This window comes from Streptomyces sp. LZ34 (genome assembly GCF_053890475.1).
This window is the reverse complement of record NZ_CM132680.1, coordinates 5,215,741-5,238,529: the sequence shown is the minus strand read 5'-3', so window position 1 is coordinate 5,238,529 and position 22,789 is coordinate 5,215,741. Positions and strand designations below refer to the sequence as shown.

Annotated in this window: 18 protein-coding genes and 1 tRNA gene; 7 read left to right on the top strand and 12 right to left on the bottom strand. The window is 72.7% G+C overall.

Features of this window, described 5'->3' with window-relative positions:
* Positions 1 to 119: 119 nt before the first annotated feature.
* Complete coding sequence (locus tag ACWY4P_RS20855; RefSeq protein WP_456212054.1) at positions 120 to 839, top strand: SDR family NAD(P)-dependent oxidoreductase; 720 nt, start codon at positions 120 to 122, stop codon at positions 837 to 839.
* A gap of 121 nt (positions 840 to 960) precedes the next feature.
* A complete protein-coding gene (locus ACWY4P_RS20850; protein WP_456212053.1) occupies positions 961 to 1,863 on the top strand; it encodes a hypothetical protein in 903 nt (300 codons plus the stop codon).
* Position 1,864: 1 nt separating this feature from the next.
* On the opposite strand, the gene ACWY4P_RS20845 is transcribed toward ACWY4P_RS20850, so the two are convergent.
* The 3 genes from ACWY4P_RS20845 to ACWY4P_RS20835 all read right to left on the bottom strand — a co-directional run bounded on the left by ACWY4P_RS20845 (position 1,865) and on the right by ACWY4P_RS20835 (position 4,070).
* Complete coding sequence (locus tag ACWY4P_RS20845; protein WP_456212052.1) at positions 1,865 to 2,323, bottom strand: hypothetical protein; 459 nt, start codon at positions 2,321 to 2,323, stop codon at positions 1,865 to 1,867.
* 68 nt (positions 2,324 to 2,391) lie between these two features.
* Positions 2,392 to 3,090 (bottom strand): TetR family transcriptional regulator, encoded by a 699-nt coding sequence (locus tag ACWY4P_RS20840; protein WP_456213005.1) that lies wholly within the window; start codon positions 3,088 to 3,090, stop codon positions 2,392 to 2,394.
* Positions 3,090 to 4,070 (bottom strand): acyl-CoA desaturase, encoded by a 981-nt coding sequence (locus ACWY4P_RS20835; RefSeq protein WP_456212051.1) that lies wholly within the window; start codon positions 4,068 to 4,070, stop codon positions 3,090 to 3,092. The genes ACWY4P_RS20840 and ACWY4P_RS20835 overlap by 1 nt, the downstream gene beginning before the upstream one ends.
* 257 nt (positions 4,071 to 4,327) lie before the next feature.
* Between ACWY4P_RS20835 and ppc the strand changes: the two genes are divergently transcribed.
* Positions 4,328 to 7,048 (top strand): phosphoenolpyruvate carboxylase, encoded by a 2,721-nt coding sequence (gene ppc, locus ACWY4P_RS20830; protein WP_456212050.1) that lies wholly within the window; start codon positions 4,328 to 4,330, stop codon positions 7,046 to 7,048.
* A 73-nt stretch (positions 7,049 to 7,121) separates the two neighbouring features.
* On the opposite strand, the gene ACWY4P_RS20825 is transcribed toward ppc, so the two are convergent.
* From ACWY4P_RS20825 to ACWY4P_RS20800, 6 genes are all read right to left on the bottom strand, one after another.
* On the bottom strand, positions 7,122 to 7,640 hold the full coding sequence (locus ACWY4P_RS20825) for a hypothetical protein (RefSeq protein ID WP_456212049.1): 519 nt from the start codon (positions 7,638 to 7,640) through the stop codon (positions 7,122 to 7,124).
* 77 nt (positions 7,641 to 7,717) lie between these two features.
* Entirely contained in the window at positions 7,718 to 8,308 is a 591-nt protein-coding gene (gene pth / locus ACWY4P_RS20820) for an aminoacyl-tRNA hydrolase (RefSeq protein WP_456212048.1), read from the bottom strand.
* A gap of 324 nt (positions 8,309 to 8,632) precedes the next feature.
* Positions 8,633 to 9,217 carry a 50S ribosomal protein L25/general stress protein Ctc gene (locus ACWY4P_RS20815; RefSeq protein WP_456212047.1) on the bottom strand — a complete coding sequence of 195 codons (585 nt, stop codon included), beginning with the start codon at positions 9,215 to 9,217 and terminating at the stop codon, positions 8,633 to 8,635.
* Between the two features lie 280 nt (positions 9,218 to 9,497).
* A complete protein-coding gene (locus tag ACWY4P_RS20810) occupies positions 9,498 to 10,472 on the bottom strand; it encodes a ribose-phosphate diphosphokinase (protein ID WP_456212046.1) in 975 nt (324 codons plus the stop codon).
* 71 nt (positions 10,473 to 10,543) lie between these two features.
* Positions 10,544 to 12,010: a bifunctional UDP-N-acetylglucosamine diphosphorylase/glucosamine-1-phosphate N-acetyltransferase GlmU gene (gene glmU / locus ACWY4P_RS20805; protein WP_456212045.1), complete on the bottom strand. Its 1,467-nt coding sequence runs from the start codon at positions 12,008 to 12,010 to the stop codon at positions 10,544 to 10,546.
* Positions 12,011 to 12,122: 112 nt separating this feature from the next.
* Positions 12,123 to 12,195: transfer RNA gene (locus tag ACWY4P_RS20800), tRNA-Gln, on the bottom strand.
* Between the two features lie 245 nt (positions 12,196 to 12,440).
* On the opposite strand from ACWY4P_RS20800, the gene ACWY4P_RS20795 reads away from it, so the two are divergent.
* Entirely contained in the window at positions 12,441 to 13,940 is a 1,500-nt protein-coding gene (locus ACWY4P_RS20795; protein ID WP_456212044.1) for a sensor histidine kinase, read from the top strand.
* A gap of 43 nt (positions 13,941 to 13,983) precedes the next feature.
* On the opposite strand, the gene ACWY4P_RS20790 is transcribed toward ACWY4P_RS20795, so the two are convergent.
* Positions 13,984 to 14,463 (bottom strand): SUKH-3 domain-containing protein, encoded by a 480-nt coding sequence (locus ACWY4P_RS20790; RefSeq protein ID WP_456213004.1) that lies wholly within the window; start codon positions 14,461 to 14,463, stop codon positions 13,984 to 13,986.
* 29 nt (positions 14,464 to 14,492) lie between these two features.
* On the bottom strand, positions 14,493 to 15,047 hold the full coding sequence (locus tag ACWY4P_RS20785; protein ID WP_456212043.1) for a YwqJ-related putative deaminase: 555 nt from the start codon (positions 15,045 to 15,047) through the stop codon (positions 14,493 to 14,495).
* A 255-nt stretch (positions 15,048 to 15,302) separates the two neighbouring features.
* Here ACWY4P_RS20785 and ACWY4P_RS20780 point away from each other — a divergent pair, with 255 nt between their 5' ends.
* The 3 genes from ACWY4P_RS20780 (at position 15,303) to ACWY4P_RS20770 (ending at position 20,891) form a co-directional block, all read left to right on the top strand.
* Positions 15,303 to 16,280 (top strand): SMI1/KNR4 family protein, encoded by a 978-nt coding sequence (locus tag ACWY4P_RS20780; RefSeq protein WP_456212042.1) that lies wholly within the window; start codon positions 15,303 to 15,305, stop codon positions 16,278 to 16,280.
* A gap of 5 nt (positions 16,281 to 16,285) precedes the next feature.
* Positions 16,286 to 19,735, top strand: a complete 3,450-nt coding sequence (locus ACWY4P_RS20775) for an SUKH-4 family immunity protein (RefSeq protein WP_456212041.1) — start codon at positions 16,286 to 16,288, stop codon at positions 19,733 to 19,735.
* A 238-nt stretch (positions 19,736 to 19,973) separates the two neighbouring features.
* Entirely contained in the window at positions 19,974 to 20,891 is a 918-nt protein-coding gene (locus ACWY4P_RS20770; RefSeq protein WP_456212040.1) for a cellulose-binding protein, read from the top strand.
* 154 nt (positions 20,892 to 21,045) lie between these two features.
* Here the strand turns inward: ACWY4P_RS20770 and ACWY4P_RS20765 are convergent, their stop codons facing one another.
* Positions 21,046 to 22,710 (bottom strand): MFS transporter, encoded by a 1,665-nt coding sequence (locus tag ACWY4P_RS20765; protein ID WP_456212039.1) that lies wholly within the window; start codon positions 22,708 to 22,710, stop codon positions 21,046 to 21,048.
* Positions 22,711 to 22,789: the final 79 nt, after the last annotated feature.

The following is a 22,789-nucleotide window of genomic DNA, read 5'->3' as shown; positions in this document are numbered from 1 at the left end:
CGCGGGTGCGCCACGTGTCAGGGGCGCTGACTAGCCTGCCGGCCATGGACCTTGACCTTGCAGGACGACGTGCGCTGGTGACGGCAAGCAGCGGAGGCATCGGCGCTACCGTGGCACGAATGCTGGTCGACGAAGGGTGCGCGGTGCTGGTGCACGGACGCGACCCGGGGCGTACGGGTGAGGTCGCGCGGGAACTGCGTGCCGGCGGCGGGACGGTCGAGGTCGCGCTGGGCGATCTCACCGACGACGAGGCCGCCGGGGAGGTGGCCGACCAGGCGCGGGCATGGGGCGTGGACGTGCTGGTCAACAATGCCGGTCCGTTCGCCGAACACGACTGGGAGACCGCGGAGCCGGAGGCGTGGCTGGACGCGGTGAACGGCAACGTGCTCTCCGCGGTGCGGATGATCCGGGCCTTGGTGCCGTCCATGCGCGAGCGCGGCTGGGGGCGGGTCATCAACGTGGGCAGCCGGGCGGCGACGACTCCGCTGCCGAACATGGTCGAGTACTCGGCGGCCAAGGCGGCGGTGGTCAATATGACCACCAGCCTGGCCCGGCACCTCGCCGGGTCCGGGATCACCGCGAACACCGTGAGCCCCGGAGTGATCGTCACCGACGGGATGCGGCGGATGTTCGAGGAAGGGGCGGCCGCACGGGGCTGGCCTCAGCAGTGGTCGGAGCTGGAACCGCGCGTCGTGGCCGAGTATGCGCCGAACCCGGCGGGGCGACTGGGCACCGGGGAGGACATCGCGGCGGCGGTCGCCTTCTTGGCCAGCCCGCTGGCCGGCTACATCAACGGGATCGACCTGCGCGTCGACGGGGGAATCACCTCGGTGCCGTGAAGCCAAGGTCACATGCGAGGCACGCTTTGTCGCAGCGCTCCCCCTGAGCCGTGTGTCATGAGACCGTGGATGCGCTGAACAGCAAAGGGTGGGCCAAGGCTCACGTTCTCGGGGGAGAGCCATGAGCAGCGCGTCGGGCGGGTCCGGTTCGAGCACGGGCACGACGAGCAGCGAGGAGCAGCGGCAGCGCGGCATCTGGATCCTGGTCGCCGCCGCCCTCGCCTTCGCCGTTCTCGTGCTGCCGCAGGTCGTCGAGGACGACGACAAGACCTCGTTCGCGGGTGCCCTCCCGTCAAGCGGCTCCTCGCGGCTGCCGTCGCTTCCCAGCGGGATACCCAGCGGTGTGCCGAGCGGGCTGCCAAGTGGCCTGCCCACCTCGTCGCTGCCCAGCTACAGCTCCGGGGGCAGCGGGCAGCAGACGAGTGGCGGCGGTACGGAGGGGGTCACCGGCGGCAGCGGGGGAGGCGGCGGCTCGGTGGAGACCCAGCGGCCCGCCACGCCCACCGTGGCGCCGGACCCCACCGCGGACGCGTACCGGGCGGTGAGCGCCGGCGACTGCCTCGCCGTGTACGACACCGGCTCCGGCGACTACAACACCCGGGTGCCCTACCGGGTCGGCTGCGGTGCCGGAAACGCCTACGTCTGGGTGAACGCCGTACGCTCCAGCGGCAGCGCCTGCAGCCAGGGGCCGGGCCGGAGCTACATGTCGTACACCTCCCGCGGGCAGACCATCGCGCTGTGCCTGACCCGCCAGTTCAGGGTGGGCTACTGTCTGCTGGCCAAGCAGTCGGGCAGCGGGCAGTCGGCGCAGATGCGGGCCGGGCTGATGACCGGGGTGGACTGCGACGCGAAGCGGCGCCCGGCCCGGTACAACCAGATCCTGCACATCACCGGCGTGTACCGGGCCCCGGCGAACCCCTCGGCGAGTCAGTGCGCCCGGGTCCAGGGCGACCGTACGTACTACTGGTCGTGGCTGGTCAACGGCGGCCGGACGCTGCTGTGCACCATGGTGTACCGGGGCTGAGTCAGCGCGTCGCCACGTTCGTCAGGCCCCCGCTCAGCGCCAGCAGCAGGATGATGCCGACCCCCGGAGCGGCCAGGTACGGCATGAGGGCCACCGTGGCCAGCAGGCAGTACGCGGCGGCCACCCAGGAGAGGACCTGCTGGGCCTCTTCCGGTCCGTGCCGGTTGAGCCGGACGACCAGGGCCATGAAGACGGCCGCCCACAGGGCGGCGCGCGGCTGGCCGAAGGAGACGTTGTCGTACAGGTCCACGGCGGGCTTGTACCAGTCCGTGTCGGCCAGCTCGGCCGCGAACTTGATCATGTCCTTCAGATAGGTGTGCGAGGCGAGCGAGGTCGCGTCCTTCAGATCGGCCCGCACCCACTCAGAGATCACCAGCACCATCAGGCCCAGCGCATGACAGACGCCCGGCCCCGCGCCGACCGTCTTCTTGCGCGTCTCGGACCGCTCCCCCGTGACCATGTGTTCGTCCCCTCCCCGTGGCTCACATCATCCAACGGCGGAGGAGGCGCGGACCAGCCCCCGGTGGGTTACGACTTGCGGTGGCCTATCAGCCGGGGCTTGGGCTCCAGGCCGTCCAGGCCGTGCCAGGCCAGATTCACCAGATGGGCCGCCACCTCGGCCTTCTTCGGCCGGCGTACGTCCAGCCACCACTGGCCGGTGAGCGCGACCATGCCCACCAGCGCCTGCGCGTACAGCGGGGCGAGCTTGGGGTCGAAGCCGCGGGCCTTGAACTCCAGGCCGAGGATGTCCTCGACCTGGGTGGCGATATCGCTGATCAGCGAGGCGAAGCTGCCCGTCGACTGGGCGACGGGGGAGTCGCGCACCAGGATGCGGAAGCCGTCCGTGTACGCGTCGATGTAGTCGAGCAGGGCGAAGGCGGCCTGCTCCAGGAGTTCGCGGGGGTGGCCCGCGGTCAGTGCGCCGGTGACCATGTCCAGCAGCCGGCGCATCTCGCGGTCCACCACCACCGCGTACAGCCCCTCCTTGCCGCCGAAGTGCTCGTAGACCACCGGCTTGGAGACCCCGGCCTTGGCCGCGATCTCCTCCACCGACGTGCCTTCGAAGCCGCGCTCGGCGAAGAGCGCGCGACCGATGTCCAGCAATTGCTCCCGGCGCTCCTTGCCGGTCATCCGCACCCGGCGGGTGCGCCGGGTCCCGGATCCGGAGGCGCGGGCCGCCCGGTCCTTGTTACCGCTGGTATTACTGTCGGTCGCCACGCCCTCCATCATGCCGCTTCGGTGGTTTCCTCTTTACGGCGGGCGTCGATACGGGCCTCATTGGGCCAGCGCACGTCATAGGCCCAGCCCGCCTTCTCGAACCAGCGGATGATCCGGGCGCTGGAGTCCAGTTGCCCCTTCAGCACGCCATGGCGGGCGGAGGTCGGGTCGGCGTGGTGGAGGTTGTGCCAGGACTCACCGCACGAGAGCACCGCCAGCCACCACACGTTGCCGGACCGGTCGCGCGACTTGAAGGGGCGCTTGCCGACCGCGTGGCAGATCGAGTTGATCGACCAGGTGACGTGGTGCAGCAGCGCGACCCGGACAAGCGACCCCCAGAAGAACGCGGTCGCCGCACCCTGCCAGGACCAGGTCACCAGCCCGCCGATCAGCGCGGGCAGCAGCAGCGAGACCAGCGTCCAGACCACGAACTGCCGGGAGACGCGGCGGATCGCGTCGTCCTTGATCAGGTCGGGCGCGTACTTGTACTGCGGGGTCTGCTCCTCGTCGAACATCCAGCCGATGTGCGCCCACCACAGGCCCTTCATCAGCGCCGGGACGGTCTCCCCGTACCGCCAGGGGGAGTGCGGGTCGCCCTCGGCGTCGGAGAACTTGTGGTGCTTGCGGTGGTCGGCCACCCAGCGCACCAGGGGTCCCTCCACCGCCAGCGACCCGGCGATCGCCAGCGCGATCCGCAGCGGCCGCTTGGCCTTGAAGGAGCCGTGGGTGAAGTAGCGGTGGAAGCCGATGGTGATGCCGTGGCAGCCGATGTAGTAGAAGGCGACCATCAGGGTCAGGTCCAGCCAGCTGACCCCCCACCCCCAGGCCAGCGGGATGGCGGCGGCAAGGGCGAGGAAGGGGACGGTGATGAACAGAAGCAGGGTGATCTGTTCGATGGAGCGCTTGCTGTCCCCGCCGAGCGTGGCGGAGGGAAGTGGGTGCTCCTGGGCCTTCGGCGCGTCGTCGATCACGTCGGGGCTTGCGGTCATGGAATCCCTCGTGGGGCTCGGGGGTACGGTTACGGGACCGTAACCTACGGCGACGTAAGTATGGCAGGGCCCCGAAGCGGGGCAATAGGGCTATGGATTCCCCCGAGGGCGTGCCGCATATCCTGGTGGCGTCGGACAGCGCGGTCCGCATCTCGCCGACAGCACGGGGGTCCCGGGGCCGGTGGCGCCGGCAGCCACGGCCTTTCGGCCCCGTCGTTACCCGACCAGTGCCCGAACACTGCAAGGAGCCCGCACCTGTGAGCAGTGCCGACAACACCAACGCCGCCCTGCGCGCCGATATCCGCCGTCTGGGTGACCTGCTCGGCGAAACCCTGGTCCGGCAGGAGGGTCCCGACCTCCTCGACCTCGTCGAGCGCGTCCGCGCTCTCACCCGCAGTGACGGCGAAGCCGCCGCGGAGCTGCTCGGCGCCACCGACCTGGATACGGCGGCGAAGCTCGTACGCGCGTTCTCCACGTACTTCCACCTGGCGAACATCACCGAGCAGGTCCACCGCGGCCGCGAGCTGCGCGCCAAGCGCGCCGCCGAGGGCGGGCTGCTGTCCCGCACCGCCGACCAGCTCAAGGACGCCGACCCCGAGCACCTGCGGGAGACCGTCCGCCACCTCAACGTCCGCCCCGTCTTCACCGCCCACCCCACCGAGGCCGCCCGCCGCACCGTCCTGAACAAGCTGCGCCGGATCGCCGAACTGCTCGACACCCTCGCCGTCGGCGGTGACAAGCGCCGCACCGACCTGCGCCTGGCCGAGAACATCGACCTCCTCTGGCAGACCGACGAACTGCGCGTCGCCCGCCCCGAGCCCGCCGACGAGGCGCGCAACGCGATCTACTACCTGGACGAACTGCACGCCAACGCCGTCGGCGACGTCCTGGAAGACCTGTCCGCCGAGCTGGAGCGCGTCGGCGCCCCGCTGCCCGCCACCACCCGCCCCCTCACCTTCGGCACCTGGATCGGCGGCGACCGCGACGGCAACCCCAACGTCACCCCCCAGGTCACCTGGGACGTGCTGATCCTCCAGCACGAGCACGGCATCACCGACGCCCTCGCCGTCGTCGACGACCTGCGCGCCGCCCTCTCCAGCTCCATCCGCAACTCCGACGCCTCCGAAGAGCTCCTGGACTCCCTCCAGCGCGACCTGGAACTCCTCCCCGAGATCAGCCCCCGCTACAAGCGGCTCAACGCCGAAGAGCCCTACCGCCTCAAGGCCACCTGCGTCCGGCAGAAGCTCCTCAACACCCGCGCCCGCCTCGCCGGCGGCACCCCCCACCAGCCAGGACGCGACTACCTCGGCACCGCCGAGCTCCTCGCCGACCTGCACCTCATCCAGGAGTCGCTGCGCGCCCACCGCGGCCAGCTGATCGCCGACGGCCGTATGGAACGCGCCATCCGCACCCTCGCCGCCTTCGGGCTGCAGCTGGCCACCATGGACGTACGCGAACACGCCGACGCCCACCACCACGCCCTCGGCCAGCTCTTCGACCGCCTCGGCGAGGAATCCTGGCGGTACGCCGACATGCCCCGCGACTACCGCCGCAAGCTGCTCGCCAAGGAGCTCCGCTCGCGCCGCCCGCTCGCGCCCACCCCCGCGCCGCTGGACGCCGCGGGCGCCAAGACCCTCGGCGTCTTCCACACCATCAGCGAGGCCTTCGAACGGTTCGGCCCCGAGATCGTCGAGTCGTACATCATCTCCATGTGCCAGGGCTCCGACGACGTCTTCGCCGCCGCGGTCCTCGCCCGCGAGGCCGGCCTGGTCGACCTGCACGCCGGCTGGGCCAAGATCGGCATCGTGCCGCTGCTGGAGACCACCGACGAGCTCAAGATCGCCGACCAGCTCCTCGACGACATGCTCTCCGACCCCTCCTACCGGCGGCTGGTCGCCCTGCGCGGCGACGTCCAGGAGGTCATGCTCGGCTACTCCGACTCCTCGAAGTTCGGCGGCATCACCACCTCCCAGTGGGAGATCCACCGCGCCCAGCGGCTGCTCCGCGACGTCGCCCACCGGCACGGCGTACGGCTGCGCCTCTTCCACGGCCGCGGCGGCACCGTCGGCCGCGGCGGCGGCCCCACCCACGACGCGATCCTCGCCCAGCCCTGGGGCACCCTGGAAGGCGAGATCAAGGTCACCGAGCAGGGCGAGGTCATCTCCGACAAGTACCTCGTCCCCTCCCTCGCGCGGGAGAACCTGGAGCTGACCGTCGCCGCCACGCTCCAGGCCTCCGCCCTCCACACCGCCCCCCGCCAGTCCGACGAGGCGCTGGCCCGCTGGGACTCGGCCATGGACACCGTCTCGGACGCCGCCCACCGCGCCTACCGCGCGCTGGTCGAGGACCCCGACCTCCCGGCGTACTTCTTCGCCTCCACCCCCGTCGACCAGCTCGCCGAGCTCCACCTCGGCTCCCGCCCCTCCCGGCGCCCCGACTCCGGCGCCGGCCTGGACGGGCTGCGGGCCATCCCGTGGGTCTTCGGCTGGACCCAGTCCCGGCAGATCGTGCCCGGCTGGTTCGGCGTCGGCTCCGGGCTCAGGGCCGCCCGCGAGGCGGGCCTGGACGCGGCCCTGGACGAGATGCACCAGCACTGGCACTTCTTCCGGAACTTCCTGTCCAACGTGGAGATGACGCTCGCCAAGACCGATCTGCGGATCGCCCGGCACTACATCGACACGCTGGTGCCGGATGAGCTGAAGCACGTCTTCGACACCATCGAGGCCGAGCACGAGCTCACCGTGCGGGAGGTGCTGCGGATCACCGGCGAGCCCGAGCTCCTCGACTCGAACCCGGTGCTGAAGCAGACCTTCCACGTCCGCGACGCCTACCTCGACCCGATCTCCTACCTCCAGGTCTCGCTCCTCCACCGGCAGCGCACCGCCCACGAGCGCGGCGAGGACCCCGACCCGATCCTCGCCCGCGCCCTGCTGCTGACGGTCAACGGCGTCGCGGCGGGTCTGCGCAACACGGGCTGACCCGCGGCCCGCGCCCGAGGCGACCGCGCCCGGGCCGCTCCCCCCGGTGGGAGCGGCCCGGGCGCGGTGGTGTTCAGAACGTCAGCGTGGCGAAGGACGCGGCCAGGAGGGCCGCGCCGGCCAGGCCCAGCGCCCAGGCGGTGCGGCGCAGACGCAGGCCGCCCGCGACCATGAGCGAGGCCAGCAGGAGGGAGCCCGCGAAGGGGACCCAGGCGTGCAGGATCCCGGTCCAGCCGGTCCGTACGGCCTCGTCCGAGCCGGGCTTCAGGGCCACCGCCAGGCGGTCGCCCCGGCCGTCGGTGACCGCCTTGTCGATCCGCACCTTCGCGCGGGCCTTGCCCGAGCCGTCGACGGGCGTGAAGGCGCCCGTGCACCAGTCGTCGTCGCAGGCGGCGACCGTGATCGTGCCGCGTTCGAGGTTCTTGGTGAACATCGCCGGCTTGGCGGTCGCCCACGAGTACCAGACGCCCGCGACGAGTACGAACAGCGCGAGGAGCGCCATCACCACGGTTTTCGTGAGCAGCAGCAGCCCGTACGCGCTCTCGCCCGCCCGCCGCTTACGGCTGCGCTTGATCGTGCCGGTGGAAGACATGGCGGCGATCCTGGCGACATCCGAGCCCGCTGGTCAACCATCAGCAGGCGGCCGCCCGGGCGGGGATCGGGAGCGGATCAGGAGTTGTACGTGCCCTGCGCGCGCTCCAGGCCGTCGGCGATCAGCGTCTCCACGGCGTCCGCGGCGCGGTCCACGAAATAGTCCAACTCCTTGCGCTCAGCGGCGGAAAAGTCCTTCAGCACGAAGGCCGCGACATCCATCCGGCCGGGCGGCCGGCCGATCCCGAAGCGGACGCGGAAGTAGTCCGGGCCCAGCGACTTGGTGATCGACTTCAGGCCGTTGTGGCCATTGTCACCTCCGCCGAGCTTCAGCCGCAACGCGCCGTAGTCGATGTCCAGTTCGTCGTGGACTGCGATGACTTGCCCGACCGGCACCTTGTAGAAGTCGCGCAGCGCGGTGGTGGGGCCGCCCGAGAGGTTCATGAACGACATGGGCTTGGCGACGATCACGCGGCGGCTCGCCGGGCCCGGAGCGCCGACGCGCCCCTCGACGACCTGCGCGCGGGACTTGTGCGCCTTGAAGCGGCCGCCCATGCGGTCGGCCAGCAGATCGGCCACCATGAAGCCGATGTTGTGGCGGTTGCCGGCGTACTCGGGCCCGGGGTTGCCGAGGCCCACGACGAGCCAGGGGCTCGCTCCGTCCGTCATCTGGGTGTCTCCTCGGGAGGTACCTCCCAGCGGTAGCCGGGGGATCCGGAAGGACCGGCCGCCGCCCCTGGCCGGCCCCGGAGCGGGGCGCGGGGCGGGACGGCGGCCGGAACGGCAGCGGGGCGTCGACGCCTCGGCGTCACGCCTCCTAGGCCCTGTCTCCCCGATCTCTGCGGGCCCGCGACGCCTGGCACGCTCGCTCGCTGCGTTGTCGGGCTCGCCCAAGTAGGCCCACTACGAGGGCGACCCTCCGCCTTGCGATCGCACGCACCAGACGCCGCGGGCTGATCCACAGAGATCGGGGAGACAGGACCTAGGCGTTGCTTACGCCTCCTCGCCCTCGGCCTCACCCTCGCCGGCCGGGGCCTCGGCCTGGGCGGACACGACCTGGACCACGACGGTGTCCTCCTCGATCGCCAGGGTGGTGCCGGCCGGCAGGGTGATGTCCTTGGCCAGGATGGAGTGACCGGCGTCCAGGCCCGCGACGGAGACGGTGACCGACTCCGGGATGTGGGTCGCCTCGGTCTCCACCGGCAGCGCGTTCAGCAGGTGCTCCAGCAGGTTGCTGCCGGGGGCCAGGTCGCCCTCGGTGTGGATCGGCACCTCGACGGTGACCTTCTCGCCGCGCTTCACCAGGAGCAGGTCCACGTGCTTGATGAAGCCCTTGATGGCATCGCGCTGGACCGCCTTGGGGATGACGAGCTCCTTCTTGCCCTCGACATCCAGGCTGAGCAGCACGTTCGCGGTCTTGAGCGCGAGCATCAGGTCGTGGCCCGGCAGGTTGATGTGGACGGGCTCGGTGCCGTGGCCGTACACCACACCGGGGACCAGGCCCTCGCGGCGGGCGCGGCGGGCGGCGCCCTTGCCGAACTCGTTACGGCTCTTGGCGGAAAGCTTGACCTCAGCCATGACTGCACTCCTCGTAGTCGTTGAACGAACGATCTGACGGCCGTCACCCGGCCCACGACAGACCATCTCTACGAAGAGCGCGTCGATAACGGACGAGCCGCGTACGTGATCGCACACAGCTTCCCTCGCCGAGCAACCCGGCAATTCTACCTCCCGGGCCGCATGCCGGATGCCACCTGCCCGGCCATGGCCCGCCCATGGCTGAGGCCACCCCTGGCGGGGTGGCCTCAGATCGGTCGGCGGGTGCTCGGGGCGGCGGCCCCTAAGTCGCCGGTGGCCATCACTGCTCCTCGAAGAGGCTGGTCACCGAGCCGTCCTCGAAGACCTCCTGGACCGCGCGGGCGATGGTCGGCGCCATCGACAGCACGGTGATCTTGTCGAGCTCGACCTCGTTCGGGGTGGGCAGGGTGTTGGTGAAGACGAACTCGCTCACCTTCGAGTTCTTCAGCCGGTCCGTGGCCGGGCCGGACAGCACACCATGGGTGGCCGTCACGATCACGTCCTCCGCGCCGTTGGCGAACAGCGCGTCCGCCGCGGCGCAGATGGTGCCGCCGGTGTCGATCATGTCGTCGACCAGGACACACACCCGGCCCCGCACATCACCCACGACCTCGTGGACGGTGACCTGGTTGGCCACGTCCGGGTCGCGGCGCTTGTGCACGATCGCCAGCGGGGCGCCGAGCCGGTCGCACCAGCGGTCGGCGACGCGCACCCGGCCCGCGTCCGGGGAGACCACGGTCAGCTTGGAGCGGTCGACCTTGGCGCCCACGTAGTCCGCGAGGATCGGCAGCGCGAAGAGGTGGTCGACCGGGCCGTCGAAGAAGCCCTGGATCTGGTCGGTGTGCAGATCGACCGTGAGGATCCGGTCGGCACCCGCGGTCTTTAGCATGTCGGCGATCAGCCGCGCCGAGATGGGCTCACGGCCGCGGTGCTTCTTGTCCTGGCGGGCATAGCCGTAGAAGGGCACGATCACGGTGATCGAGCGCGCGGAGGCCCGCTTCAGCGCATCGACCATGATCAGCTGCTCCATGATCCATTTATTGATGGGAGCCGTGTGGCTCTGGATCAGAAAACAGTCGGCGCCTCGCGCGGACTCCTGGAAACGGACGTAGATCTCGCCGTTCGCGAAGTCGAATGCCTTGGTCGGGACCAAGCTGACGCCCAGCGCGTGGGCGACCTCCTCGGCCAGCTCGGGGTGGGCGCGGCCGGAGAAGAGCATCAGCTTCTTCTCGCCGGTCGTCTTGATCCCGGTCACAGCATGTCTCCTTGGACGTCACTTTGATGCGCTTATCACGGTACGCCCCGCACGGCGCACCCGTGCACGGGTCATTCCTCGCCCGCGTCCTCCTGACGGGCCGACTCGGCGGCCCTCGCGGCGGCGCTTCCGGGGCGCTTGCGGGCGACCCAACCCTCGATATTCCGCTGCTGGCCGCGTGCGACAGCGAGCGAGCCCGGGGGCACATCCTTGGTGATGACCGAGCCGGCGGCGGTGTAGGCGCCGTCCCCGATCGTGACCGGAGCCACAAGCATGTTGTCCGCTCCGGTGCGGCAGTGGCTGCCGATGGTGGTGTGGTGCTTGTCGACGCCGTCGTAGTTCACGAACACGCTGGCGGCGCCGATGTTGGTGTACTCGCCGATGGTCGCGTCGCCGACGTAGGAGAGATGCGGCACCTTGGTGCCCTCGCCGATCCGGGCGTTCTTCATCTCCACGTACGTGCCCGCCTTGGCCTTGGCGCCGAGCCGGGTGCCGGGGCGCAGATACGCGTACGGGCCGACGCTCGCGCCCGCGCCGATCTCCGCGCCCTGGGCGACGGTGAAGCTCGCGGTCGCGCCCTCGGCGACGGTGGTGTCGGTGAGCCGGGAGTTCGGGCCGACCTCGGCGTGCGCCGCGATGTGGGTGGCACCGAGCAGCTGGGTACCGGGGTGCACCAGGGCGTCCGGCTCAAAGGTGACGGTCGCGTCCACCCAGGTCGTGGCCGGGTCGACGACGGTCACCCCGTCGAGCATGGCCCGGGTCAGCAACCGGTCGTTGAGCAGCCGGCGCGCCTCGGCCAGCTGCACCTGGTTGTTGATGCCGACGATCTCGCGGTGGTCGCCCGCCACACAGGCGCCGACCCGGTGCCCGGCCTCGCGCAGGATGCCCAGCACATCGGTGAGGTATTCCTCACCCTGACTGTTGTCGGTCCGCACCTTGCCCAGTGCGTCGATCAGCAGCCGGGCGTCGAACGCGAAGACCCCCGAGTTGATCTCGCGGATCCCGCGCTGGGCGTCGGTGGCGTCCTTGTGCTCCACGATCGCGGTGACCGCGCCGCTCGCCTCGTCGCGCACGATCCGGCCGTAGCCGGTCGCGTCGGGGACCTCGGCGGTCAGGACGGTCACGGCGTTGCCCTCGGTGGCATGGGTCCCGGCGAGGCGGCCCAGGGTCTCGCCGGTCAGCAGCGGGGTGTCCCCGCAGACGACGACCACGGTGCCGTCCAGGGCGACCCCGCTGTCGGCGCTGTCGGCGAGTTGCTCGAGCCCCATCCGGACGGCGTGCCCGGTCCCGTTCTGTTCGTGCTGCACGGCGGTGCGCACATCGGCGTCGATCTCCGCGAGATGCGCGGTGACCTGCTCGCGGGCGTGGCCGACGACGACCACGAGGTGCTCGGGGGACAGCTCGCGCGAGGCGGCGACGACGTGCCCGACGAGGGACCGGCCGCAGATCGCATGCAGGACCTTGGGGGTCGTCGACTTCATGCGGGTGCCCTCACCCGCTGCGAGGACGACGACGGCTGCCGGGCGGTTGGCGCTCACGGATGTGCCCTTCGGGCTCGGCTCGGGTGTGGACACCCGCAGGATACCGAGAGGTTTCGCGGCGGAAACGAGGGCGGGTCCTGGGTGGGAAGATCAGGGGGCGGAATATGAGCTCCCCTGCAAGGATTCGAACCTTGACAAACGGTACCAAAAACCGGTGTGCTGCCTGATTACACCACAGGGGATGGTAAATCGGTCAAAGCCGGACACCTGGTGGGGGTGGCCGACTTGGCCCCCACCACTATGCCGTACTGAGCGCCCTCGACGCGACGGTGGAGGCCCGCGCGCTGCGCCACACGGATCACGAGCCGCATCGCACAGATCACACGCCGGGGCGCGCATATCAGCCGCCGACGATCCCCGAAACGGGGGGACGCAGGCCCTCGTGTCCCGGGTTAAACCCTTGGCACCCGGCCGTAGTCTGGTCGGTATGACTGCGACGGGGGACATGGGGGACGTCGAGACAGCGGGCGCGCGGGGCGCGCCCGCTGGGCCGTGGTGGTGGCCGCGGCGGCGGAGCATGGTGCTGGATGTCTTCCTCGCGGTCATGTCGGCGGTCGAGTGTGCCGCGGAGGGTGTCGCGTTCGCCCATGACGCGCGTATCCCGGTGGCCGTCGGGGTGGCGATGGGGCTGGTCGTCGGCGCCACGCTGCTGCTGCGGCGGCGCTGGGCGATCGCCGTGGTGCTCATATCGATCGCGGTGACCCCGGCGGAGATGGGCGTGCTGCTCAGCATCGTCGGCCTCTACACCCTGGCCGCCTCGGAGGTGCCGCGCCGGATCACGGCCGTGCTGGCCGGAATGTCGGGTGCGGGCACGCTCATCATCTCGACCATCCGGTTCCAGGAAAACATGCACCGCGGCAGCGGCACCGCGGAGCCCACCGTGTGGATGATTCCGCTGGTCGCGGTGGTGATGTCCCTGGGGCTGACCGCCCCGCCCATCCTGCTCGGGCTGTACGTCAGGGCCAGGCGCCGGCTCGTGGAGAGCCTGCGGGAGCGGGCGGACGGTCTGGAGCGCGAGCTGTCGCTGCTGGCGGACCGGGCGGAGGAGCGGGCCGAGTGGGCCCGTAACGAGGAGCGCACCCGGATCGCGCGGGAGATGCACGACGTGGTGGCGCACCGGGTGAGCCTGATGGTGGTGCATGCGGCGGCCCTTCAGGCGGTCGCCCTCAAGGACCCGGAGAAGGCCGCGAAGAACGCGGCGCTGGTCGGCGACATGGGCCGCCAGGCGCTGACCGAGCTGCGGCAGATGCTCGGCGTGCTGCGCTCCCAGGAGGTCGGCCAGCGGGCCCCGGCCTCGGCCGGTGCCCGCGCGGACGGCGAGCCGGTGCCGGTGCCGCTGGCGGCGGTGGCCGCGGCCGCGTCGGCCGCGGCGGAGGCGGCCGGGGTGTCGGGTACGGGCGGTGCGGAGGGTGCGGGCGGTGCGCGTACGGCCGGGGGCGCCGGGTCGGCCGTGGCGGCGGACATCACGGGCGGGCCGCGGCTCGCGGAGCTGGAGACGCTGGTCGGGCAGTCGCGGGAGGCCGGGATGGTCGTGGAGCTCTCGGTGGAGGGGGAGGAGCGCGGCTATGCGCCCCGGGTGGAGCAGACCGCGTACCGCGTGGTGCAGGAGGCCCTGACCAACGTCCACAAGCACGCGCCGGGCGCGAAGGCGCGGGTCCGGCTCGCCCACCGGCCCTTGGAGATCGCGGTGCTGGTGGAGAACGGGCCCTCGGAGCGGGGCGCGGCGGACGCGGGGCTGCCGAGTGGCGGCAACGGCCTGCTGGGGATGAAGGAGCGGGTGACGACGCTCGGGGGCGGTTTTGTGTCGGGGGCCACGGAGTCGGGCGGCTTCCGGGTCTCGGCGGTCATTCCGGACCGTGCGGGCACGGATCGTACGGCCACGGGTCGTACGGCCACCGGCCTGCTCGAAATTGGCTCGAAAGAGTAGGGGATTCCCCAGAGTCGCTACCCGGAGTCGCCACCCGGAGTCGCTATCCGCGCGGCAGCCGCTGCGGCTGGACCCCCATCACCAGCGCCGTCAGCGCCGCGTCGATGTCCGTGCCCAGGTACCAGTCCCCGGTGTGGTCCAGGCTGTACACCCGCCCTTCCGTGTCGATGGTCAATAACGCCTGCCCGCCGGACTCCTCGCCCAGCGGGCAGACCTCCGTGTCCAGCGCCCGCCCCAGGTCGCCCAGCGTCCGGGCCAGGTGCAGGCCGTGCAGCGGGTCGAGGTGAAAGGGGGTCGGGGCGATATGCCGCCCGGCTCCCGGCGGGATGACGTGCAGCCCGCCGAACTCCGCCCACGCCTCGACGGCCGCCGGGAAGACGGCGTGCAGATGCCCGGCGGGGGAGATGTGGGCACGCAGGGCGTCCGCCCAGTACTCGGCCTGGTGGACGTCCCGGCGTCCCGGCTGCCAGCCCGCCTCGCGCAGGGCGGCGTCGACGGGGACGGAGAAGCGGGTCGTGTCCATGCTGCGCACGCGTCTGGATGCGTCCAAGGTCAGCCCCTGACCGGTCCGGCCGCGGCTTCGGTCGCAGGCCCGCTCGTGTGTCCGACGGTCCGTACGCCGAAGTGGGCCAGCAGCGGCACGCAGGAGCGGCACGGCGGGGCGTAGCTGCCGTGCCGGGGGTCGCCGGCCTCGCGGATCCGGCGTGTGGTGATCTTGGCCTGTTTGAAGGCGCGGCGGGCCTCGCCGTGGGTGAGCGGCTTGCGGGCGGCGCGCTTGGAGCGGTTCGCCTCGACGCTGGTCAGATGGCGCGACAGCAGGATCGCCTCCGGACAGCGGCCGGTGAACCGCTCGCGCTGGGCGCTGGTGAGGGTGTCCAGAAAGTCCTGGACCAGTGGGTGCAGCGGGGGTGGCTGATCGCCCTTGCTCGCGGTGCAGGTGAGGGTCTCGCCGCGGACGGAGAGCGCGGCGGCGACGGTCGGCAGGATGCCGTCGCGGCGGTGGAGGAGCGGCGGCGGCCCCGCCGCGCCGTCGGTGTCGCTCCATCTGAGCCGTGGGTCGCTCTGCCCGGGCGCGGCGTCATCGTGGCCGCTTGGCGTGGTCTGCATCTCCTGCGTTCCCTCCCGTTCCCTCCCTGCGCAATCCGCGCGCAATCCCCGCGCAATCCCCCGGTTGCGAAGATCAGCCTGCCAAATGTGGCGCGTGGTGCGAAAGTCCGGGGGTGGCCGGCGCGGGCCGGGCGGGAGGTCGGCAAGGTGCCCGGCGTCCGGGGTCGGTCGGGCGCGGTCGGGCGCGGCGGGGTCCGGGTCCGCGGTACCGCATAGTCTGTCCGTACCAGCCAGCAGCAGCAGGGGGCATCCGCCATGACGACAGGTCGGCTCGGGCAGCATGCCGCGCCACCGAACACGGCCTACGCCGGGCAGGTCGTGCACTTCCCGGACCCGGTGAGGGCCGCCCGGCACCCCAAGGGCGTTCGGGTGAACGAAGACGGCTATCCGGACTTTTCGCCCTATGCGCGCGCGGCGGCCGAAATAGCCGAGCCGCCCGAGGGGTTCGGTGTCGACGAGCTGCGGCTGACCGACTTCGTGTCCGCCAACGCCGCGCTGCACGCCGTCGACCACGACCTGTGGGACGGCTCGTCGTCCGTGGCCACTCCGCACGGCTGGACCTGGCACCACGTCGTCGGCACCCGGCGCATGGAGCTGATCCCGGTGGAGGTGAAGGCGCTGCTGCGGCACCACGGCGGGCTCGCGACGGCCGCCGTCGACCAGGACAAGCGCGGCACCCGGCCGCTACAGGAGACCCGGCCGGTGCACTTCGGGCTGCCCAAGCGCGGCATTTCGGTCACCGAGGAGCAGGTGCTCGGCGTCGAGGAGGACCTCGGCTACCGGCTGCCCGGCGCGTACCGGGCCTTCCTGAAGGCGGCGGGCGGCTGTGCGCCCGTCGGCGCGGCGCTGGACCCGGAGCTCGGCCTCCTCGTCGACCAGCCGTTCTTCACGGTGCGCGACGAGGCCGCGGTCAATGACCTGGTGTACATCAACAAATGCCTGCGCGACCACTTCACCAAGGACTTCCTCGGGGTGGGCTTCGTGCAGGGCGGGGTGATCGCGGTGAAGGTGAAGGGTGACGCGATCGGCTCGGTGTGGTTCTGCGCGTACGACGACGCGCGGGACCGCGACGGCTGGACGGTGCAGGACCGGGTCGAGCACCTGATGCTGCCGTGCGGCGACGACTTCGACGCCTTCCTGTTGCGGCTCGCGGGCAACCCGCCGGAGTTGGAGACCGTGGCCAACCTGATGGTGGAGGGCGGCTTCGCGTACGCCGTCCCGGTGGAGGGGTGAGCGCGATGGTGACCTTCGCACAGGCGCAGGAGCGCGCGGAGCTCTGGATCAACGGCGATGTGCCCGGCTATCAGCAGCGCGAGGTGCGGGTGCGGGAGTTCGACCTGGGCTTTGTGGCCTGGGCCGAGGACCGCGCGGACGGGCCCGTCTCGGACGCGCCCGCCGAGGGCGCGCGGCTGGTCATCGCCCGCGACAGTGGCGACACGACCCTGTGGCCCGCGCTGCCGGTGGGTGAGGTCATCCGCCGGTACGAGGAGCAGTACGGGGCCTCCGGCGGAGACCAGGAGACCACGGGCGGGCGACCGCAGCGCATCGACTTGAACGCGACGTCCTTCCTGCTGACGCCGCCGGACTGGCTACAGGAGGCGGCGGACGCGAGGGGCATCCCCGACCAGCGGTCGGGCAGCGGCAGCGGCGCTTCGGGAGCAGGCTCCGGTGCGGGTGCGGGTGCGGGTGCGGGTGCGGGTGCGGCGGCGGCTTCGGCTTCGGCGGGTGGTTCCGCTGAGAGTGAGCCGGAAGCGGCGGACGACTGGCCGGGGTCCCAGGCCTCGGCGGCGTCCGGGACCGGGGCGTCCGCGGCCTCGGCCGCGGCCGGTTCGTACGGCGGCGGCGTGGGGGCGGGCGCTTCGGGCGGGCTCACCGACCGCGGGCCGGGCACGGATGACTGGCCGGGGTCGTCGCAGGCGCCGGCGGCGTCTGGTTCGTACGACGGTGGTTCCGGGGCGTCGGCGTCTACGGGCGGTGGTTCGGGCGAGCGCGGGACGGATGACTGGCCGGGGTCCGGCGCGGCGGGTGGTGGTTCCGGGGCGTCCGGGTCCGCGGGTGGTGGTTCGGCTGAGCGTGGGACGGATGACTGGCCGGGTTCCGGCGCTGCGGGTTCTGGCGCGGCCGGGGTCGGCACGGCGGGCGGTTCGGCCGGTCGTGCGACGGAACCGGTTGACGACTGGCCGGGGGCGGCCGCGGCGTCCGGTGGCCACGGCGGCGGTTCGGCCGAGCGTGAGACAGATGACTGGCCGGGTTCCGGTTCGTTCGCGCCCGGCGCCGGAGTGGGCGCCCCGGGCGCGCCGGACGCGGGCGCGCGGCCCTCGGGCGACGCGTCGCGCGGCGGGCAGCACGGCGCCGGGAGCCCCTGGGCCGCCCCCGCGGCGCCTCCAGGCAGCGGCGGCCCCGCCGACTCCGGCCCCGGCGCCCCGGCGACACCGGCCGGTGGCACGCCGTGGGCGGGTGCCGACACCAACTCCGGGAGCGACGACAGCGACCGCTCGGTCGCCCCGCCCGTCACGGTCTTCGCCCCGCCGCTCGCGGGCTCCGACGACGAGGACACCCCGGTGCCGGGCGTACGGCCGGACGCCAAGACCGAGTTGATGTCGGCGGGCAGCGCACTGCCTCCCACGGCCCTCGCGCCGGTCCTGGACCTGCCGCCGACGGGCGCGCCGGCCCCGGGCCCGGGCGTGCCAGGAGCGCCCCCGGCGCCCCCTGGTGCGACGCCCGGTGGCCCGTCGGCCCCGCCGCCGCCCGGCGCGCCGGGCGCTCCCGGCGCCGGCTCGGCCCCGGGTGCGCACACCCCGCCTCCGCCGCCGTCCGGCCCCGGTGCTCCGGGCGCCCCGGCCGGAGGGTACGTACCGACCCAACTGGTCTCGGCTCTCGGCCCCGAGAGCCTCGGCGGTCCGGGCGGGGGCCCGGGCGGTCCGCAGACGCCGCCCCCGCCACCGGGCGTCCCGGGCGCGGGCGCGACGCCTCCGCCGGGTGCGCCTGGTGCTCCTGGTCAGCCGGGTGCTCCGGGTGGGGTGCATGCGGCGGCGACGATGCTTGCCGGTGGTCCGGGTGCGCCCGGTGTGCCGGGTATGCCGGGCCCGGGCGGTCCGCAGCCGCCCGGTGCCCCCGGTGCTCCTGGCGTTCCCGGTGCGCCGGGTCAGCCGGGTATGTCGGGCCCGCAGCCGCCCGGTCCGCCCGGCGTGCCCGGGGCCGGGGGCGGCCAGACGCCGCCTCCGCCGGGTCCGGTCGGCAACTTCCCCGGCCCGCCCGGGGCTCCGGGGGCTCCTGGTGCGCCTGGTGCTCCTGGGGTTCCTGGTGCGCCTGGTCAGCCGGGTGCTCCGGGTGGGGTGCATGCGGCGGCGACGATGCTTGCCGGTGGTCCGGGTGCGCCCGGTGTGCCGGGTATGCCGGGCCCGGGCGGTCCGCAGCCGCCCGGTCCCCCCGGTGCTCCTGGCGTTCCCGGTGCGCCGGGTCAGCCCGGTATGCCCGGCCCCGGGGGTGCGCAGACGCCGCCTCCGCCGCCCGGCCCCGGGTACCCCGGCGGCCCCGGCCAGCCCGGTGCCCCCGGCGGGGTGCACGCGGCCGCGACGATGCTCGCGGGCGGCACGCCCCCAGCCGGCATGCCCGGCCCGGGTACGCCCCCGCCCGGTATGCCCGGCCCCGGCATGCCCCCGCCCGGCGGCGGATACGCCTACCCCGCGCCGCCGTCCGGCCAGCCGACCGTCGGCCCCGGCTACATGGCGGTGCTGCGCTACCGCGCGCAGGACGGCTCCGAGCAGCAGCTCATCCGCCGTTCCGCGCCCGGCACCCCGCACCCCGAGTGGCAGATCCTGCATGAGCTGCGTGTGATGAACGTCCCGCCGCAGCAAGTGCTGGAGCTGCACACCGAGCTGGAGTCCTGCGATCTGCCCGGCGGCTACTGCGCGCGCATGATCAAGGAGACCTGGCCGCAGGTGCGGATCAGCCATACGGCGGCGTACGGGCGTGACCACGCGACCCGCCAGCAGGGCGTGCGCCACCTCATCGAGCACCAGGGCGAGTTGCACCAGGTGGCGGATGGCCCGGCCCGTCCGGCCCCGAACCGGGTGCCGCTGCCGCACCCCAGCCAGGTGCAGCGGGTGGCCCCGGTGCCGCCGGAGGTGCTCGCGCAGGAGCTGATCCAGTCGTTCGGTCCGCAGGGCATCTTCCGCTTCGACCAGCGCGCGGTGTCGCGGATGGGCGTGCCGGACGTGGTCGCGCAGACGCTGGTCATGTCGGGGCTGCCGATGGACTTCGGGCCGTTCTTCTGGGCGCAGGCCCACCAGGGCCGCCCGGTGCCCACGCTCGCCGAGCTGGCCGCCGAGCGCGGGGTGCAGCCCGCGCCGGACGCGGGCTCGTACCTGGTCATGGGCAATGACTTCGGCCGTCAGCTGTGTGTGCAGTACGGCACGGCGCACATCGTGGCGGTGCCGGTGGAGGCGGGCCCCGGTGGTACGTCCGTACCGCCGCAGTTCGTCAACTCCTCCCTGCCGGACTTCGTCCGCTGCCTGGCCCTGCTGGGCCGGATGTGGCGGCTGCGGTACGGGCTGACGCCGGAGCAGGCCGGCCGCTGGACGGTCGACTTCCAGGCGCAGCTGGCCTGCCTGGACCCGGCGGCGCTGTCCTCACCGGACAACTGGTGGGCGGTGCTGCTGGAGCAGATGTGGGACGGCCTGCTCTGAGCGAGTTCTGAGGCGAACAGCGGCAGAACATCAGGACCGAGGCGCCCGACCCCCGTGACGGGGGCGGGCGCCTCGTCGTTGTGTTGTCCGGATCCGGTGGCGAGGGCTCAGCGACATCAGGGGGCACGACACCCCCGGCCGAGGAAGATGGGCGGAGTGTCGCGTTATGTGCGATTAGCCGCGATCTATAAAGATGTGCGCCGGAGCGGTTGCATGCCGGACAAAAGGGGTTCCAAGGATGGGCGCATCGGTGTCACGTCAAGGTTTCACCATCGGCGGACGGGGCCGCGGCTACCGCCCCGAGCAGGTCAACCGCACTCTGGCGGAGTTGTCCGACGCGCGCGACGCGGCGTGGGAGCGCGCCGCGCGGCTGACGGTGCTGAGCAATGAACTGGCCGCCGAGGCCGAGCGGGTGCGCGAGGCCGTCGCCCAGCTGGCCCCCCAGACGTATGAATCTCTGGGCGACCGCGCCCGGCTGATCCTGTTCGCGGCGGAGGAGGAGGCCGCGAGCCTGCGGACGCGGGCCGAGGCCTCGGCGCAGGAGCTGTGGGACGCCGCGCGGGCCGCGGCCCGTACGGTCGAGGCGGCCGCCCGCGAGGAGGCCGAGCGGACGCGCGTCGCCGCCGAGGCCTCCGCGCGCTCGACGCTGGAGTCGGCCCAGGCGGATGTGGACGAGCTGCGCGCCGCCTCGCGGCAGGACGCCAAGGAGTGGCGGACCGAGGCCCTGTCGGCGCTGAAGGAGACTCGGCAGCGGAGCGCCGCCGTCCTGGCCGAGCAGGAGCGGGACCACGGCGAGCGGTGGGAGGCGGCGGGCCGGGAGATCGCCCAGCGGGAGGCCGCGATGGCCGCCGGTGTCGCCCAGTTGGAGGACCGCACGCAGCTGAGGCTCGCCGAGGCCAAGCGGGAGTACGCGATGGCCGAGCAGGCGGCGCGGCTGCGGCAGGAGGACGCCCAGGCGCAGGCGGCGGAGATCATCGCGCAGGCGCGGGCCCGGGAGGAGCGCCTGGAGCGGGAGACGGAGCGGACGCTGCGCGAGCATGTCGAGCGGCGCGAGGAGCTCAAGTCGCATCTGGAGCATGTGCGGGGCAGCCTCGCGGCGCTGACGGGCCGGCCGGTCGCCGAGGACGCCGGCTCCACACCGCGGCCGGAGGTGTAGTCGGCTCCCAGTCGGGCTTCGGCTCCCGGACGGGCTTCGGCTCTCCGGCCGGCTCCGGCCTCCCGGCGTTCCACCACCGCAGCTTCCCGGCCGGGTCCGGGTTCCCCGACCGGCCCCGGCCCGGCCGGGAGCCCGCTACTGCTCCGCTACTCCGCTACCCCGCCGTCTGTGCCTGTTCGTCCGCGCCTTTCGTACCGTCCCGACCTTCCGTACCGTCCGTACCTTCGGTGCCCTCGGTGCCTTGCTTCCCGTCCGGCCCGGCGGCAGTGCGGCGCGGGGCGAGGAACAGCAGGACCAGCAGGGCCAGTACGGCGGCCCCCGCCGAGCCGACGTACACATGGTCGACGGCGGTGTCGACCGCGCGCCGCAGATAGTCGGCGGACTGGGTGGTGAGCGTGGCGGGGTGCTCCAGCGCGCGGGAGACGCCGTCGAGGTCGTCGGGCAGGCCGGCGCGGACGGCGGAGGGTGCCTCGTCGAGGCGGGCGGCCAGGGTGGCGTTGGCGACGGCGCCGAAGACGGCCGCCCCCACGCTCTGGCCGACCAGTCGGCAGAAGAGGATCGAGGCGGTCGCGGTGCCGCGCTCGGCCCAGCGGACGGATGACTGGACCCAGATGACCAGCGGTAGCTGGAAGAGGCCGAGGGCCGCGCCGAGCAGCAGCATGATCAGCGCGGGCTGCCAGGCCGCGCCGGGGTTGGCGCCGGGGTAGGGGAGCAGCGGGAAGGCGAGCAGGACCAGCGCGGCGAACGCGATGCCGGTGATCGCACAGCGCCGGAAGCCGACCCGGTTGTAGAAGCGGCTGCTCAGCGCGGCCGATATCGGCCAGCTGAGCGTCATGGCCGACAGCACGAACCCGGCCGCGATGGGGCCGAGTCCCAGGACCGACTGGCCGTAGGTGGGCAGGAAGACGGTGGGGGCGATCATCAGCAGGCCCAGCGCGCCGAGCGCGAGGTTGACGGCTGAGATCGTACGGCGGCGCCAGACCCAGCCCGGAATGATCGGTTCGGCGGCGTGGCGCTCGATCCATACGGTCCCGGCCGCGCACGCCGCGCTGGACGCGAACAGCGCGAGCGAGGGCGCGGACAGCCAGGCCCAGGCCACCCCGCCCTGCACAAGGGCGGTCAGCAGCAGCCCGCCGGTCGCGAAGATCGCCAGCGCGCCGGCCCAGTCCACCCGGGATCCGGGTGCGGCCGCCCGGGTCGGCTCGTGCAGATGACGGACGATCAGCAGTAGCGCCACGGCGCCGATCGGCAGGTTGATCAGGAAGATCCAGCGCCAGTCGGCGTATCCGGCGAGCAGGCCGCCGACGACCGGGCCCGCCACGGCGGACATGGCCCACACGGTGGAGAGCCGGGCCTGGATCTTGGGGCGCTCCTTGAGCGGGTAGAGGTCGGCGGCGATGACCTGTACGGTGCCCTGAAGTGCGCCGCCGCCCAGGCCTTGGACGACGCGGAAGGCGATGAGGGAGCCCATGTTCCAGGCGCCCGCGCACAGCAGCGAGCCCAGCAGGAAGAGCACGATCCCGAAGAGCAGGACGGGCTTGCGGCCGAAGGTGTCGGAGAGCTTGCCGTAGACCGGCAGGCTGACCGTGACGGCGAGCAGATAGCCGGAGAACAGCCAGGAGAAGACGGAGAAGCCGCCGAGGTCGCCCACGATCTGCGGGATCGCGGTCGAGATGATGGTGGCGTCGAGCGCGGAGAGCGCCATGCCGAGCATCAGCGCGGCGGCGACGGGGCGGCGGCGGACGGGGGGCGAGGGGGCCGTCTCCGGGGTGGGTGGTCCGGTGTCCGCGTCCGTCCGCCGTCGTGCGGTGCCGCCCACCGTGCGCACTCCCTCCCCCGGCCGAACCGGCTGGCTGCCGTGATGCCCGTAACTCTGTTGTGCGACCCAGCATTGTTGT

Excerpts from the sequence above, each read along its gene's own strand:
- ACWY4P_RS20790 (WP_456213004.1), bottom strand. The coding sequence starts at position 14,463 with ATGGACACGACCCGCTTCTCCGTCCCCGTCGACGCCGCCCTGCGCGAG.
- ACWY4P_RS20795 (WP_456212044.1), top strand. The coding sequence starts at position 12,441 with ATGACTGCGACGGGGGACATGGGGGACGTCGAGACAGCGGGCGCGCGG.
- ACWY4P_RS20780 (WP_456212042.1), top strand. The coding sequence starts at position 15,303 with ATGACGACAGGTCGGCTCGGGCAGCATGCCGCGCCACCGAACACGGCC.
- ACWY4P_RS20850 (WP_456212053.1), top strand. The coding sequence starts at position 961 with ATGAGCAGCGCGTCGGGCGGGTCCGGTTCGAGCACGGGCACGACGAGC.
- ACWY4P_RS20775 (WP_456212041.1), top strand. The coding sequence starts at position 16,286 with ATGGTGACCTTCGCACAGGCGCAGGAGCGCGCGGAGCTCTGGATCAAC.
- ACWY4P_RS20855 (WP_456212054.1), top strand. The coding sequence starts at position 120 with ATGCTGGTCGACGAAGGGTGCGCGGTGCTGGTGCACGGACGCGACCCG.
- pth (WP_456212048.1), bottom strand. The coding sequence starts at position 8,308 with ATGACGGACGGAGCGAGCCCCTGGCTCGTCGTGGGCCTCGGCAACCCC.
- ACWY4P_RS20785 (WP_456212043.1), bottom strand. The coding sequence starts at position 15,047 with ATGCAGACCACGCCAAGCGGCCACGATGACGCCGCGCCCGGGCAGAGC.
- ACWY4P_RS20825 (WP_456212049.1), bottom strand. The coding sequence starts at position 7,640 with ATGTCTTCCACCGGCACGATCAAGCGCAGCCGTAAGCGGCGGGCGGGC.
- ACWY4P_RS20845 (WP_456212052.1), bottom strand. The coding sequence starts at position 2,323 with ATGGTCACGGGGGAGCGGTCCGAGACGCGCAAGAAGACGGTCGGCGCG.
- ACWY4P_RS20770 (WP_456212040.1), top strand. The coding sequence starts at position 19,974 with ATGGGCGCATCGGTGTCACGTCAAGGTTTCACCATCGGCGGACGGGGC.
- ACWY4P_RS20840 (WP_456213005.1), bottom strand. The coding sequence starts at position 3,090 with ATGGAGGGCGTGGCGACCGACAGTAATACCAGCGGTAACAAGGACCGG.
- ACWY4P_RS20835 (WP_456212051.1), bottom strand. The coding sequence starts at position 4,070 with ATGACCGCAAGCCCCGACGTGATCGACGACGCGCCGAAGGCCCAGGAG.
- ACWY4P_RS20815 (WP_456212047.1), bottom strand. The coding sequence starts at position 9,217 with ATGGCTGAGGTCAAGCTTTCCGCCAAGAGCCGTAACGAGTTCGGCAAG.